This window comes from Yersinia kristensenii (genome assembly GCF_900460525.1).
Classification (GTDB): Bacteria; Pseudomonadota; Gammaproteobacteria; order Enterobacterales; family Enterobacteriaceae; genus Yersinia; species Yersinia kristensenii.
In genome coordinates this window covers 50,412-66,089 of the sequence record NZ_UHIY01000001.1, presented here as the reverse complement: position 1 = coordinate 66,089, position 15,678 = coordinate 50,412, and the positions used below count along the sequence as shown (strand labels likewise).

Here is a 15,678-nt window from a genome sequence, read left to right as displayed (position 1 = left end):
CATATATAATCAATATGTTAGGATAACTAAAAAGAAAAGGCCAGCCCAAGGGAGATTGGGCTAGCCAAGGAGGTGGTTCCTAGTCTTGCTGTAAAACTTTTTTAGTTCTTGATTGTACTCGAGCTATCCTACCCCAGTGCTATTATAATTGATGTGATCCATTTCTAATATTTGCTAAAAATGCCATCTTAGTGATGGCATTATTTTGTATTGCTGCTTCCTAGGCTTTTTCGTGAGGATTACGGCTATTTGTTCCGTTCAAATTCCGTATCAGTAAGCCATATTCTACATTAATGTCTTCAGGAATCGGTAAATACATGATATGCCCGTTACCCGGTGCGATATCTGCTGGTTGGCCCTTTTTATCCTGCATCCTTTCAAGGATAAACTGGATATTACCCTGGGGAGTCATCAACTCAACACTGTCACCGGCTGAGAATTTATTTTTGACTATCACTTCAGCCAGCCCATCACGGCGTACACCGGTAAATTCGCCGACAAATTGCTGGCGTTCTGAAACTGAATAGCCGTAGTCGTAAGTTTGTTGATCTTCATGCACATGGCGGCGTAGGAAACCCTCGGTGTAACCGCGGTGAGCCAATCCCTCCAATGTCGTCAGCAAAGTCGGGTCGAAAGGTTTACCTGCTACGGCGTCATCAATCGCACGGCGATAAACCTGCGCGGTGCGGGCACAATAATAGAATGACTTAGTGCGGCCCTCGATTTTCAGCGAATGCACGCCCATTTGGGTCAAGCGCTCGACATGTTGAATCGCACGTAAGTCTTTAGAGTTCATGATGTAAGTGCCATGCTCATCTTCAGTCGCCGTCATATACTCACCCGGGCGCTGGGCTTCTTCTATCATAAAAACTTTATCAGTTGGGGCGCCGATACCTAATGTAGGTTCGACATTCTTCACCGCAATAGGTTGATGGACATGCACGATATTGCCAATATCATCTTCTTTACCTTCCTGGACATTATATTCCCAGCGGCAAGCATTGGTGCATGTTCCCTGATTCGGGTCACGTTTGTTTATGTAGCCGGAGAGTAGGCAACGGCCGGAATAGGCCATACAGAGTGCACCGTGCACAAAAATTTCCAGCTCCATGTCGGGCACTTGTGCGCGAATTTCAGCGATTTCTTCCAATGATAATTCACGGGAAAGTATTACGCGGGTCAAGCCCATTTGCTGCCAGAATTTAACGGTCGCCCAGTTAACGGCATTGGCTTGCACCGACAGGTGAATATCCATCTGTGGGAAAGTCTCGCGCACCATCATGATTAAGCCGGGGTCAGACATAATCAGGGCATCTGGCCCCATATCAATCACCGGTTTTAAATCACGCAGAAAGGTTTTTAGCTTGGAATTGTGGGGGGCAATATTCACCACCACATAGAAGCGCTTGCCCAGAGAGTGGGCTTCCTGAATACCTAATGCCAGATTCTCATGATTGAATTCATTATTACGCACCCGCAGGCTATAGCGCGGCTGACCGGCATAAACGGCATCTGCACCATAAGCAAAAGCATAACGCATGTTTTTCAGGGTGCCGGCCGGGGAGAGTAATTCCGGAGTAAAAGGCAGATTGGGTGAAGATATTGATGATGACGATTCTTTTGGTAAGGACATATCACGGCTCTCAGTCTGAGTTCAAGTCAGAACCACGCCCGAGGGGGTGGCTAAAAACCGAGGATTGTAACCTTGCTTACCGTGAAAATCAGCCATTGCACAATTTTTGTAAGCTTTAAATGATTTGGATCAATATGAAGAGAAAATGCGCGGTCAGATGTCCCGCGCAGGTACATTTTTAGTAGGAATAGCTCGGCAAAATAGTGCTATCAAATCAATAAAATTACAGCGTTAGGTCTTTAATAATGGTAGTCGGGCCATTTTTTACGACAGAAGCAATACCCTTTTTAGCGGCAGCTTCGGAACTGTAGGATTCACTGACCCCAATAATCTGATGATTTTTTGCTTTCAACACGAAGTAGGGTTCATTTTTAGTGTTGAGCTTTAGCTCATATTGGCTTTCCAGTGGGGAGTTACTTTGTACCGATGCTATGCCATTTTCAGCAGAGGCTTTGCTGGCATACATCTCACTGGTGAGAATAATTTCGCCATTGCTGGCTTTCAGATTGAAATGGTACTGCCCATTTTTTGCTTTCTTAATCTCATAGTGACCGGTGGACATAATATTGCTCCTTTGGGTGATATACACTATTAGAGTGTAGTCAACGACTGATACACCACCAACATAATGCAGATATCTCCCCGTCAGACCTCAAACTGCATGGGCGTTGGCTGTAATTCGAATTATTTGGGGCAGAGTGACGGTTACCTTACAATAAACGGCAGATCTCAGCTTCCCAGCGATACCCCATGCCATAAACCGCGCGAATAAAGGGCTTCTCGCCATCGAGGGATTCCAATTTACGGCGCAGATTTTTGATATGGCTGTCGATAGTGCGGTCAGTCACCACGCGGTAATCGTCATACAGGTTATTCAGCAGTTGCTCGCGGCTAAAGACATGGCCCGGTTGGGTTGCCAGGATTTTCAACAGGCGAAACTCCGCCGGGGTCAGCTCCAGAAAATGGCCTTGGTAGCTGGCCTGGAAGCGGGATTCATCAATCAGCAGCGGCGCACTTTCACTGGGTTGTTCCCGCTGTTGTTGGCAGCGACGCAAGATAGTTTTGACCCGCGCCACCACTTCCCGCGGGCTATAGGGTTTGCAGATATAATCATCAGCCCCAATTTCCAATCCTAATAGTCGGTCAATCTCTTCCGTTTTCGCTGTGACCATCATGATAGGAACATCGGAAAAACGGCGGATTTCACGGCAAATACTGATGCCATCACTGCCGGGTAACATGAGATCCAGCAAGATGATGGCCGGAGGGGCCTGGCGTACTGCGGCGACCACTTCGGCCCCATTGGTGAGCCACTGGGTGCTGTAACCTGCTGCTTGCAGGTAATCGACCAATAACTGGCCGAGTTTGGGCTCATCTTCAACAATCAATACAGTGCCAGATTGGCTGGTCGATTGCAGTTGTTCGTGCATGAGATGAATTACCCTATTGAATGGAATAGCGGAAATACTACCGTAATCTGTAGGCCGCCCATAGGTGAATGTTCGGCACTGATTTTACCGCCATGCGCATCGACAATATTGTGGCAAATCGCCAAGCCCAGCCCTGACCCGCCACTGGCGCGGTTACGCGAGCTTTCCGTGCGGTAAAAACGCTCAAAAATACGTTGTAACTGCTCATCGCTAAGACCCGGTTTACTGTCCTGCCAGCAGAGCGTTAGGGCATTTTCTGCCAACTGAGCGCTGATTTCTAATTGCCCACCCTCGTTGGTGTAGCGCAGGCTGTTTTCCAGCAAGTTGTGAAACAGCTGATTTAGCCGGTCGGGGTCGCCAAACATCACGGCATGTTCAGGCAAGTGGGCGGTGATAGTGATGTTTTTGCTGTCAAAACGGCCACGGAAGCTGGCAATGGCAATTTGTAACAGGCGAGCGGCATCCAGTTGGGTTTTACGATAAGCCAATGCTCCCCGGTCAGAGAGTGACAGTTGGTGTAAGTCATTGACCAGTTTGGTCAATATTCCGACCTCGGCTTGTAGCGAAATCAATGAATCGGGGGTTGGTGCGCGCACGCCATCTTGTAATGCCTCCAGTTCGCCGCGTAATACTGCCAGCGGGGTGCGTAACTCGTGGGAGACATCGGCCATAAAGTCACGCCGATTTTGTTCGTTTTTCTCCAGTGAGCTGGCTAACTGGTTAAAATCTTGCGCTAAACGGCCCAATTCATCGCGGCTACTGACGGCCACGCGCGCACTGAAATCACCCGCAGCCAGCCGATGAGTCCCTTCCACTAAGCGTTTTACTGGAGCCAACATACCGCGAGATAAAATCCAGGTCACCGCAGCGGCCAATAAGGTCGACAAGGCGACAATAATCCAACTGGTGCGGCGTTGTTGCTGATCAAAGTTAATATCAGCATTGCGGGTCAGTTTTTCCGGTGGGGTAGATATCACCCAGCCAACCACTTGTTTATTCACGGTTATTGCCCGGTTGCTGGCCTCTTTGGGCAGTTTTCCGGTGTGCCCTACTAGCAGATTATTATGATTATCGACCACCCAAAATTGAGTACGCCAACCGCGTGGCGGTAAGCTGCGGCTGTTATCACCACTTTGCTCAAGTGATTTCATTATCTGATAAATAACTTGATCATTATTGCGCAGGAAATCCCAGTTACCGTAGTGTTGGTATTGAACTTCAAGCGCATCCCCTAGCATGGCTATCCGCTGCTCATTACTTTGCTTGATATAATCAATAAAACCGCGCTCGAAGCTGGCTCTTATTCCCCAGTGCATGGTAATGAGCACCAACATGCAGGTGGCAAATATCGCCATAAACAGTTTTCCGGTAATGCCGATTCTCATGATATTTCCACCTGTTTTATCGGTTGGCCGGTTTCGCGGACGGGCGGGGTAGATTACGATTAATGCCGGTATCCGGTGGCACGCGGTTAAATATCAGGGCGGGCAGCGCGATAATGATGGCCATACAGATATAGCTGTATAAGAACGCACTGTGAGTCGCCGGGGTGTTTGTCACCACCTGATTGTGGGCAAATACACCGAGTAATATCCCGGCAGTACTGACCCCTAAGCTCATAGACAACTGCATGACCATCGACAACAGGCTATTGCCGCTGCTGGCCAGGCGGTTGGGTAAGTCTTTTAGGGTAAAAGTATTCATCGTCGAGAAGCGCAGTGCATTAAGCATTCCCTGGAAGAATAACACCACCGGCAGCAGTAAAATCCACCCCATTAGCGCCATCATGGGTAAGCTTAAACTGACGACCGCCAGCAATAATGTGGCGCTGACCAGTACCCGCCGGTAGCCGAACTGGTTGACCACGCGCACAATAACCCGCTTCATGCCCATACTGCCGATAATCATCGGGATCATCATCAAACCGGCATGAAATGGGGTAAATCCCAACCCAATTTGCAGGAAAACCGGCGTCATAAACGGCAACATACCACTACCGACACGGGCGCTCATGCTACCTATCAGGCCCAGAGTGTAGGATTTATTGTTGAACAGTCGCAGTGTGAACAGCGCCGAATGGTTACCTTTGGCATGCCACCAGTAACCCGCCAGCGCTACTATTCCGCACAATACCAGGCCAACAATCGCCAGCGGCGGCAAACCCAGTCCTTTGTGCCCGTCCAATGCTAATGTCAGCGTTGCCATACCGATAGCCAGCATAACAAAGCCACTGATATCAAAGCGCCGAGTGCGGGTGGTGTAATTGGGCATCAGCCATAAAGTGGCGATTGCACCGACCACCCCAACCGGCAGGTTGATCAAAAATATCCAATGCCAACTGGCATATTCCACCAGAAATCCCCCCAGCGCAGGCCCAACTAATGGTCCAATCTGACCGGGCAAGGTGACAAACGCCATCGCCGACATATATTGCTCGCGCGGCACGATCTTCATCACCGTCAGACGGCCCACCGGCACCATCATCGCGCCGCCAATTCCCTGAATAACGCGGGAAGCAATCAGCTCATTCAGGGTTCCAGCTTGCGCGCACATCAATGAACCGAGGGTAAACAAGATAATGGCGGAGAAAAATACCCATTTAACGCCAACTTTATCAGCCAGCCAACCACTGGCGGGCAGCATCACCGCCACTGTCAGCACATAAGAGACAATCACCGACTGCATGCGTAATGGATTTTCGCCCAAACTGGCCGCCATTGAGGGCAGGGCGGTGTTGACGATGGTGGTATCCAGCGTTTGCATAAAAAAGCCGAAGGCCACTATCCACAGTTGCGCACGTATACCCGTCATCTTTCAACCCGCTGCTGTGTTGGCTGCAACTTAAAAGCTATTGGGCCTTTCATAATAAATTATTCCAACCTCATTAACGGTTTTTTGCTAAAGCGGGTGCGCAGGCGGTCAAAATAGAGGTAAACCACTGGAGTGGTATATAAGGTGAGCAACTGGCTCATGACCAGCCCGCCGACAATAGTAATCCCGAGTGGTTGGCGTAATTCCGCGCCATCTCCACTGCCCAATACCAGCGGCAGTGCGCCGAACAAAGCGGCCAGAGTGGTCATCATAATCGGCCTAAAACGTAATAGACTGGCCTGGAAAATAGCATCGCGGGCGCTGAGGTTGCCATTACGTTGTGCATCGAGAGCAAAGTCGACCATCATGATTGCGTTCTTTTTTACTATTCCAATCAATAGCATAATGCCAATCAGGGCGATAAGGCTAAAGGGCGCATCGAACAGTTCCAGCGCCAGTAACGCGCCGACTCCGGCGGAGGGCAATGTGGAAAGAATGGTCAGCGGGTGAACATAACTTTCATACAAAATTCCCAGCACGATATACACCGTGGCGATCGCCGCCATAATCAGCCATAGCTGAGATTTCAGTGTCTCTTGGAACACTTGTGCGGTACCGGCAAACACACCGCGCACTGTGCTCGGCACTCCAAGCTCGGTCATGGCCCGCTCAACCGCGGCGGTCGCTTCAGACAGGCTACCGCCATCGGGTAAGTTAAATGAGATAGTCGAGGCGGCTGATAAACCTTGATGATTGACCGCCAGCGGGGCATTCGCTGGCTGCCATTTAGCAAAATAAGACAGTGGAATTGACTGGCCGTTGCTGTTAATCACAAACATTTTGTCCAGTGAACTCACATCCTGCGTGTATTGAGGCGCGACTTCCATCACCACTTTGTATTGATTCAACGGTTGATAAATAGTAGAAATCTGCCGCTGACCAAAGGCGTTATTGAGCAAGGCATTGGCATCAGACACATCAATACCCAGCCGCGCCATGGTTTCGCGGTCATAGGTCAGCGCCATTTCTGAGCCTTTATCTTGTTGGTCGGAGTTCACATCAGCTAACTCCGGTAACTTGCTCAAAGCAGCCCGCACTTTCGGTTCCCATTCACGCAGAGCCGCTAAGTCGTCGGCTAATAACGTAAATTGATAGCTGGCGTTGGATTGACGACCACCGACGCGAATATCTTGCACCGGAGAGAGGAACAGATTGGCCCCCGGTTCTTTTGCCAACTTGCCGCGTAGCCGGGTAATCACTTGTTGCGCGGTTTCGCTGCGTTCACTCAATGGTTTCAGTGAGATAAACATTGAGCCACTGTTAGTGCGCGAACCGCCGGTAAAGCCCGTCACATTGTCAACCGCCGGGTCGGCACTGACAATTTTCATGAAATCTTTCAGTTTTTGCTGCATCGCCTGGAACGAAATACTCTGGTCGGCTTGAATAAAGCCCATCATGCGGCCGGTATCCTGCTCAGGGAAAAAGGTTTTTGGAATGCTGATATAGAGCCAAACATTCAGCGCGATCGTGGAAAGCAGCACGACCATTACCCAGCGCGTATGGCCGAGCACCCAATTGAGTGAGCGGCCATAACTTTGCTGAATAGTCAGAAGCACTTTGCCGAAACCACGAATACGTTGCTGCTGACCCGCCGGTTGGGCGCGTAGCAAATGGGCACACATCATCGGCGTTAAGGTCAACGAAATAACTAACGAGATACCGATAGCTACCGACAATGTAACGGCAAACTCACGGAATAACCGCCCCGGTAGCCCCTCCATCAGCAGCAGCGGAATAAACACCGCCACCAGAGAAATACTCATCGACAGCACGGTAAAACCGACCTCGCGTACCCCGCGCAGGGCGGCAACCATCGGCTTCACCCCCGCTTCCAAATGGCGGGAAATATTCTCCAGCACCACAATGGCGTCGTCGACCACAAAGCCGGTGGCGATGGTCAGCGCCATCAATGACAGATTATTAAGGCTAAAGTCGCACAAATACATAGCGGCAAAAGTGCCAATCAGCGAAACCGGCACCGCCACTGCGGGGATCAAGGTGGCGCGGCCTGACCGCAGGAACAGGAACACCACCAGAATCACCAATGCCACGGCGATCACCAGCGATTGCTCCACTTCATCCAGCGAGGCGCGGATGGTCGGCGAGCGATCTTGCGCAATATTTAATTGAATCGAGGCCGGGATCGAGGCGCGCAGAGCCGGGAGTTCCGCCCGAATCCGGTCGACGGTGGCGATAATGTTCGCTCCCGGTTCACGGCTGATCACCAATAGAATCGCCGGTTTGCCGTCAGACATCCCGGCATTGCGCACATCCTGCACCGAATCGACAACATTGGCGACATCTTGCAGCCGCACTGCCGATCCGTTGTTGTAGTGAATGATAAGCGGGCGATACCCTTCGGCAGTTTTGATCTCGTCATTGGCCTGCACCTGCCAATGTTGCTCACTGCTATCAATGGATCCTTGTGGGCGGCGCACGTTAGCCGCGCTGATCGCCTGACGCACCGCATCCAGTGACACGCCCTGATTGAACAGCGCACTCGGATTCAGTTCTACCCGCACCGCTGGCAAGGAACTGCCGCCGACCGAGACGTCACTGACGCCCTCGGTTTGGGCAATTTTTTGCGCCAATTGGGTTGAGGCGAAATCATATAATTGGCCCTGACTGAACGTATCCGAGGTCAGCGTCATTATCATGATTGGCGCGTCTGACGGGTTCATTTTGCGGTAAGTCGGGCGATTGGGCATTCCTGAGGGGAGCAAGCTCTGGGCCGCATTAAGCGCCGCCTGCACATCACGCGCCGCGCCGTTAATATCGCGGCTGAGATCAAATTGCAGAATGATCCGTGTGCTACCCAGTGAACTGGTTGAGGTCATCTCATTGACGCCAGCAATTCTTCCCAAGGCGCGTTCCAGTGGCGTAGCAATGGATGACGCCATGGTTTCCGGATCTGCACCGGGCATGGAGGCACTCACGGCAATCACCGGGTAATCCACCTGCGGCAGCGGTGATACCGGCAATAAACTAAAGCCGATAATCCCGCTGAGAGTGATGGCCAGTGTCAGCAGGGTAGTGGCGACCGGGCGCTGGATGAACAGAGCAAAGAATTTCACGGCTGTTCCCGCCCATCCGGCAATTCTGACGTCTCAATATCTTGATGCTGATAGCGATTTTTGCCATGGGAATTGCGCGCCAATTTATCAAATAACAGATAGATAACCGGGGTAGTGAACAGGGTTAGCACTTGGCTGACAATCAGCCCTCCAACCATACAAACCCCGAGCGGCTGGCGCAGTTCGGCTCCGGTGCCGGTACTGAGCATCAGGGGCAGTGCCCCAAACAGCGCCGCCAATGTGGTCATCAGGATTGGGCGAAAACGCAATAAACAAGCTTGATAAATCGCGTCATACGGCGTCATGCCCTGATCCCGTTCGGCGGCCAGCGCAAAGTCGATCATCATGATGGCGTTTTTCTTCACAATGCCGATCAGCAGGATGATCCCGATAATGGCGATCACATCCAGCTCATTGCCGGTCAACATCAGGGCCAACAATGCCCCGACACCGGCGGTCGGCAGGGTGGATAAGATAGTCACTGGGTGAATAAAACTCTCATACAACACGCCGAGCACGATATACATCGCCACAATCGCGGCAATAATCAGCCACAGGGTGCTGCCCAACGCGGCCTGGAATGCCAGTGTTGACCCTTGGAAGCGAGTCATAATATCCGCCGGTAGTTGGATAGCCTGCTCCGCTTGGGTCACAGCATTGACGGCTTCCCCCAGAGAATAGCCCTGCGCCAAATTGAATGAGATGGTGGCTGATGGGAACTGATTCAAATGGTTGATAGAAAGCGGCCCGAAGCGCTCTTCAATAGTGGCAATGCTGCTCAGCGGCACCCCTTTACCGTCACTGCCGGTCAGGCGGATATCATTGAAGGCCGCCAGCCCCGGAGTGGCTTTGACATCATGCTCCAACACCACCCGATACTGATTGGCTTGGGTATAAATGGTGGAAATTAGCCGCTGACCAAAGGCGTTATAGAGCGCGCTGTCGATGGCTGCCATGGTGATCCCCAAGCGGCTGGCGCTGTCGCGGTCGACATTGACAAACGCCACCAACCCCTGATCTTGCCAGTCGCTGGTGACATCCTGGAATGGCGCTTGTTGTTGCAATTCACTGACCAGTTTCGGCACCCAGGTGCTCAGTTCCTCCAGCGAGGTGGCTTGCAGAGTGAACTGATATTGCGTGCGGCTCAGTTGGGTATCAATGGTCAAGTCTTGCACCGGCTGCAAATAGAGCTTAATCCCCGGGATTCCGGCCACACTTTGCTGCAAGCGGGTAATAATTTCTGGGATGCGATCCTCTCGGCTGCTCAACGGCTTAAGGTTAATCTGCAACCGGCCATTGTTGAGGGTCGCATTGGTGCCGTCGACCCCGACAAATGAAGTCAGACTTTCGACCGCCGGATCTTTAAGGATAATCGCGGCCACTTGCTGCTGGCGTTCCGCCATATTACTGAATGAAACAGATTGTGGCGCTTCCAGCGTGCCCTGAATCAGGCCATTGTCCTGCAAGGGGAAAAAGCCTTTGGGGATAATCAAGTAAAGCAATACCGTCAGCACCAATGTACTTAGCGCGACACCCAAGGTTAGCCATTGATGATTGAGCACTTTTTTCAGCGCGACGGCATAATGGGCTATCACCCAATCAAAGAATTTTTCACTCGCCCGCGACAGGCGGTTTTGCTTGCGCAGGGATTCATAACTGAGCATCCGTGCGCACATCATTGGCGTCAGTGTTAAGGAGACCACGGCTGAAATTAGAATCGCCACCGCCAGTGTGACGGCAAATTCGCGGAACAGGCGGCCGACGATATCGCCCATAAACAGCAGTGGAATCAACACCGCAATCAATGAGAAAGTCAGTGAAATAATGGTAAAGCCAATCTCACCGGCCCCTTTTAGCGCGGCATCCAGCGGTTTCTCGCCCTTTTCGATATAGCGCGAGATATTTTCAATCACCACGATGGCATCATCGACCACAAAACCGGTGGCAATGGTCAGGGCCATTAATGTTAGGTTATTGATTGAAAAACCGAGGAAATACATCGCCGCAAAAGTCCCGATCAGTGACAGCGGCACGGCAATACTGGGGATAATGGTGGCCGCAGCATTCCGCAGGAACAGGTAAATCACCATTACTACCAATACAATCGCCAGCATTAATTCAAACTGCACATCACTGACCGAGGCGCGGATGGTGGTGGTGCGGTCGGTCAGCACTTTGACATCAACCGATTTCGGCAGGCTTTTGATCAAATCCGGCAGCATTTCGCGAATACTGTCGGCGGTGGCAATCACATTGACCCCCGGCTGGCGCTGGATGTTCAGCACAATTGCCGGCTCAGTATTGGCCCAAGCGGCGAGTTTGTTATTTTCTGCCCCCTGTTCAATGGTGGCGACATCCTGCAAGCGAACTGGCGCGCCATTTTGGTAAGCCACAATCAGGTCGCGATAATCCTCAGCGGATTTCATCTGGTCGTTGGCAGACAATGTGACTGAGCGGGTGGGCCCATCCAGACTGCCTTTGGCGGAGTTGACGTTGGCATTGCTGATGGCGGTGCGAATGGTTTCGCTGTCCAGCCCCAAAGCAGCTACCGCTGGGGCATTCAATTTCACCCGCACGGCTGGGCGCTGGCCGCCAGAAATGGTCACCAGACCGACGCCGGTGACTTGCGAGATTTTCTGCGCAATGCGGGTTTCCACCATATCTTCCACTTGCGTCATCGGGAGCGCGGTGGAGGTCACCGCCAGTGTCAGAATGGGCGGATCCGCCGGATTCACTTTGCTGTAAATCGGCGGATAGGGCAGGTCAGTTGGCAGCAAGTTGGTGGCGGAGTTAATTGCCGCCTGCACTTCTTGCTCGGCAACATCCAGCGGCAAAGTGAGCTGGAATTGCAAGGTGATGACCGACGCGCCACCGGAGCTTTGTGACGCCATTTGTTTCAAGCCAGACATCTGGCCAAATTGGCGCTCCAATGGCGCGGTAATGGAGGAGGTCACTACATCCGGGCTGGCACCGGGGTAAAGTGTCACCACCTGAATGGTGGGGTAATCGACTTCCGGCAGGGCGGAAACCGGCAAAGCGCGGTAGCCGATAATCCCCGCTAACAGAATGGCGACCATAAACAGTGTGGTGGCAACTGGGCGCAGGATAAACAGCCGTGATGGCCCGCCACCGGGTGTTGGAGGCATCACTTGCATCAGGATTTCTCCACTGCTGGGGCCGTGCCAGCCGGTGCATCAGCCGCCGGTTTTCCACCACGGCGGTGTGTGCCTTTTTCGGTCGCAGCTGATTTTTCTGCCGCGTCGGTTTGGTCGGCATCGGCAGAACGCGGAGTCACCACTTCAACTTGTAAACCTTCAGTCAGGCGATCAATACCGTCAGTCACTACACGCTGACCGGCATCCAGCCCGGCGCTGATAACCACCTGTTTACTATCTTGAATTCCGGTGGTGACTAAGTGCTTACTGACTTTATTCTCATCATTTAATGTCCAGACGAAGCTTCCTTCGTTGCCCATTTGCACGGCAGCCGTCGGCACCACCACGGCATTTTGCAGTAAATCCACTTTGATACGCGCGTTGACAAATTGATTCGGGAACAGCACGTCGTCTTCATTGGCAAAACGGGCTTTTAACTTAATGGTGCCGGTGGTGGTATCAATTTGGTTATCAATACTGAGCAGATAACCTTGAGCTAGCATCTGTTTATTGGTGCGGTCCCAGGCTTCAACCGGCACGGTAGTCTTGTTTTTCGCTGCATTTTTCTGCGCTTGCATAATAGCGGGGATATCACTTTCCGGCAGGGTAAAGACCACATCAACCGGATGTGTTTGGGTGATAACCACAATCGGGGTCGCGGTGCCGCTGGTAATATAGTTGCCGACATCCACTTGTTTTAGCCCGACTTTACCGGAAATGGGCGCGGTAATGCGGCTATAAGTCAGTTGCAGTTGGGCGCTGTCAATCGCCCCTTGATCGGCTTTAACACTGCCCTCGCTCTGGCGCACTAGCGAAGCTTGGGTATCCAAATCTTGCTGTGAAATCAGGCCGGTCTTAGCCAGTTTTTGATAGCGAGCCAAATCGCGGCGAGCATTGTCCAGTGTGGCTTGATCTTTGGCAAGCTGCCCTTGAGCTTGAGTCAGTTGGACTTGGTAAGGGCGCGGATCAATTTCGACCAGTAAATCACCGGCGTTAACCTGCTGGCCTTCGGTAAAGTGGATAGCCATTAGTTGGCCATCAACCCGGCTGGTGACTGTCACGGTGTTCGCGGCAATCACTGTCCCTAAGCCGGTGAGATAACGCGGCACCGTTTGTTCGGTGGCGGTGGCAGCTTGCACTGGGGACATCGGCATATTGCGGCGGCCCCCGGCGCGTGCGGGGCTGCTGCCTCCGCCATGCTGCTGTGCCCCTGGCGCACTGTTTTGTGGGGCTGCACTGAAATGACGCCAGACAAACACAGCAACAATAATCGCCACCACGATTCCCAATAAAGTCAGTAATCGGGAAGTGCGTTTGGTTTGAGCTTTCATGATGCGGTGAGTCCCTTTTGTTTATCTTGTTATGCGCACACAGGTGCAAAAAATAAAAATTCATACCCCGTAGATTTCGAGATTCAGGAAGGCTGCTTGCAGCGGCCTCGCAGAGGCGAGGCTCAGGGATGGGCTGAGTATTGAACGCAGCCAACACACCTGTATCTTGAAAGATGACGGGTATAGATATGTTACTAGTTTAGCGGGGATTTACCGGATAAAAATGGAGGAAATATGAAAATATTGTCAGGGTTTGGGGTGATTTGTGTTTTAGTTGATTAAGTATTTGATCATTGATTTGGTTGATAGTCGATTTGGTGATTAGTGATTAGTGATTAGTGATTAGTGATCGGGTTCGGTTGTTAAAGCACCGAACTCACTTATCCCCCGATGAACCAACCGCCAAAGGGTGCGGGCGTGCACCCTTGTGGAATCCCGCGCTTCGCACGTATCGCCTGCCCACTCCGTGGGTTCCCTCATTCATCATTTCGCTAACGGACCGGGCCGATTCGCATCCATGCTCAAGCGGCCCTCGCTCGGCATCCATGCCTCGCGTCCTACCTTCATTCTTCACTCGGCGGCTCAAATGTGCTTTTAACATCAAGGTCAAAACCATAGTTTTGATTTTGATGTTGAGCGCAATCAGGAATATTACCGACAAAGACGATGGCCCGAGTGAGCCGCCATGGACGGCGGCGACTGGGATTAAGTAATCACTGAATGACTATCAACCGAAACAATGCTCCGGTGCTCTAACAACCGAACCCGATCACTTAATCAATATCAACATCAACATCAACATCAACATCAACATCAATATAAAAACATCACCGATAAAGTGTCTGTGCCCAGCGCGCCAACCCGGCGGTGACAGAGCCAAAATCATTGCCCCCCACCAGTGGAATACCCGGCAATTGCTGCTGTAAGGCCGCACGCAGTAATGGCGAACGCGCGCTGCCGCCAGTCAGGTAAATGACGTCCGGTGTGACGTGGCTGGTGGCTAGCGCCAGGCTGACTTGCTCTTGAATGCGCTGTAGTGGCTGAGCGATAGCTTCAGCAAGCTGCTGCTGATTGATAGTTTGCCCTAACTCCGGTTGCACAAAATCCAGTGCCGCGGCGACTTGTTGTTGCTCGGAAAGTGCAATTTTGCTCTCTTCTGCGGCGCGCACCAGTCGGTAGCTCAAACGCTGTTGATAGACTTTCAACAGGCGCTGAACTTGCTGTGGATTAGCCGCATCACGGATTAAATCCCGCAGGAAACGGCCATTGACGGTGCTATAGAAATCACTCTGGGCGGGAACATCGTTGGTGGCAACCGCATTCCAGTAGGGCAATGACGGCATCGCAATGCCTTTTTCGGTCTCGCCGCCCATACCAAACAGCGGCATCAATTGCTTAAACGCCAACATGATATCCAGGTCATTCCCCCCGACCCGGCAACCACTGTGGCCCAGCAGACTTTGCTGGCGATCGGCTAAACCTTGCCATTTTGGCCCCATTAATAACACTGAGCAGTCGGTGGTTCCCCCGCCGATATCCACCACTAAAACGGTTTTCTCACTCGTCAGTGTGGCTTCAAAATCCAGCCCTGCCGCCACCGGCTCAAATTGAAAGGCGATATCGCGAAAACCGGCGCGTTGCGCAGCGCGCAGTAAAATCCCTTCTGCTTGTCGGTTGGCTTCTTCCCCGCCGGAACCCTGGAAGTTAACGGGGCGGCCAATCACTGTTTGGCTAATTTCTGATGACAATACAGATTCCGCCTGGCGCTTGATGTGGAACATCATGGCGCAGACTAAATCCTCAAACAGCGCCAACTGTTGCGGTTTCAACCCATTGGCACCCAGGAAAGATTTAGGCGATTTTACAAAGTAAACTTCTTCGGGATCTTCAATATAGTGGGCCAGTGCAGATAAGCCAAACATCAGGCTGTCGGCGGTGACTGGAATATCTTCTTCGCGGTTGAACGCCATGGCCCGACGTAATAGTTGCTGGTTTTCGTCACTGCCTGTTGGCACCTGCCAATGGCGGTGTAGGCACTCACTTACGGCTTCCCGCGTCGGGGCACACAGCATAGAGGGCAAATAGACGTCATTATTTTCCAGCACCAGCAATTCGGGCGCATCGTCCCGCATCACGGCAACCGAGCAGTTTGCTGTGCCGTAGTCAAATCCAATGAACATAATT

Annotated in this window: 9 protein-coding genes; all 9 read right to left on the bottom strand. The window is 51.9% G+C overall.

Annotated elements, in window-relative coordinates:
* Nucleotides 1-220: 220 nt before the first annotated feature.
* The 9 genes from trhP to yegD all read right to left on the bottom strand — a co-directional run bounded on the left by trhP (nt 221) and on the right by yegD (nt 15,674).
* The gene (gene trhP, locus DX162_RS00290) at nt 221-1,633 is read right to left on the bottom strand and encodes a prephenate-dependent tRNA uridine(34) hydroxylase TrhP (protein WP_004391261.1); all 1,413 of its coding nucleotides are present in this window, start codon (nt 1,631-1,633) and stop codon (nt 221-223) included.
* 223 nt (nt 1,634-1,856) lie between these two features.
* Nucleotides 1,857-2,195: a YegP family protein gene (locus DX162_RS00285; RefSeq protein WP_004391263.1), complete on the bottom strand. Its 339-nt coding sequence runs from the start codon at nt 2,193-2,195 to the stop codon at nt 1,857-1,859.
* A gap of 148 nt (nt 2,196-2,343) precedes the next feature.
* Complete coding sequence (gene baeR, locus DX162_RS00280; RefSeq protein ID WP_004391264.1) at nt 2,344-3,063, bottom strand: envelope stress response regulator BaeR; 720 nt, start codon at nt 3,061-3,063, stop codon at nt 2,344-2,346.
* An 8-nt stretch (nt 3,064-3,071) separates the two neighbouring features.
* On the bottom strand, nt 3,072-4,448 hold the full coding sequence (gene baeS / locus DX162_RS00275; RefSeq protein ID WP_004391265.1) for an envelope stress sensor histidine kinase BaeS: 1,377 nt from the start codon (nt 4,446-4,448) through the stop codon (nt 3,072-3,074).
* A 16-nt stretch (nt 4,449-4,464) separates the two neighbouring features.
* Nucleotides 4,465-5,874 carry an MFS transporter gene (gene mdtD, locus DX162_RS00270; protein ID WP_004391266.1) on the bottom strand — a complete coding sequence of 470 codons (1,410 nt, stop codon included), beginning with the start codon at nt 5,872-5,874 and terminating at the stop codon, nt 4,465-4,467.
* Nucleotides 5,875-5,933: 59 nt separating this feature from the next.
* Complete coding sequence (gene mdtC / locus DX162_RS00265; protein WP_032820140.1) at nt 5,934-9,008, bottom strand: multidrug efflux RND transporter permease subunit MdtC; 3,075 nt, start codon at nt 9,006-9,008, stop codon at nt 5,934-5,936.
* Complete coding sequence (locus DX162_RS00260) at nt 9,005-12,163, bottom strand: MdtB/MuxB family multidrug efflux RND transporter permease subunit (protein ID WP_004391268.1); 3,159 nt, start codon at nt 12,161-12,163, stop codon at nt 9,005-9,007. Before DX162_RS00260 ends, mdtC begins: the two co-directional genes overlap by 4 nt.
* On the bottom strand, nt 12,163-13,494 hold the full coding sequence (locus DX162_RS00255) for an MdtA/MuxA family multidrug efflux RND transporter periplasmic adaptor subunit (RefSeq protein ID WP_032820142.1): 1,332 nt from the start codon (nt 13,492-13,494) through the stop codon (nt 12,163-12,165). The genes DX162_RS00260 and DX162_RS00255 overlap by 1 nt, the downstream gene beginning before the upstream one ends.
* 827 nt (nt 13,495-14,321) lie before the next feature.
* Nucleotides 14,322-15,674, bottom strand: a complete 1,353-nt coding sequence (yegD, locus tag DX162_RS00245; RefSeq protein ID WP_004391269.1) for a molecular chaperone — start codon at nt 15,672-15,674, stop codon at nt 14,322-14,324.
* Nucleotides 15,675-15,678 lie beyond the last annotated feature (4 nt).

Excerpts from the sequence above, each read along its gene's own strand:
- DX162_RS00260 (WP_004391268.1), bottom strand. The coding sequence starts at position 12,163 with ATGCAAGTGATGCCTCCAACACCCGGTGGCGGGCCATCACGGCTGTTT.
- DX162_RS00285 (WP_004391263.1), bottom strand. The coding sequence starts at position 2,195 with ATGTCCACCGGTCACTATGAGATTAAGAAAGCAAAAAATGGGCAGTAC.
- trhP (WP_004391261.1), bottom strand. The coding sequence starts at position 1,633 with ATGTCCTTACCAAAAGAATCGTCATCATCAATATCTTCACCCAATCTG.
- baeS (WP_004391265.1), bottom strand. The coding sequence starts at position 4,448 with ATGAGAATCGGCATTACCGGAAAACTGTTTATGGCGATATTTGCCACC.
- mdtD (WP_004391266.1), bottom strand. The coding sequence starts at position 5,874 with ATGACGGGTATACGTGCGCAACTGTGGATAGTGGCCTTCGGCTTTTTT.
- baeR (WP_004391264.1), bottom strand. The coding sequence starts at position 3,063 with ATGCACGAACAACTGCAATCGACCAGCCAATCTGGCACTGTATTGATT.
- DX162_RS00255 (WP_032820142.1), bottom strand. The coding sequence starts at position 13,494 with ATGAAAGCTCAAACCAAACGCACTTCCCGATTACTGACTTTATTGGGA.
- yegD (WP_004391269.1), bottom strand. The coding sequence starts at position 15,674 with ATGTTCATTGGATTTGACTACGGCACAGCAAACTGCTCGGTTGCCGTG.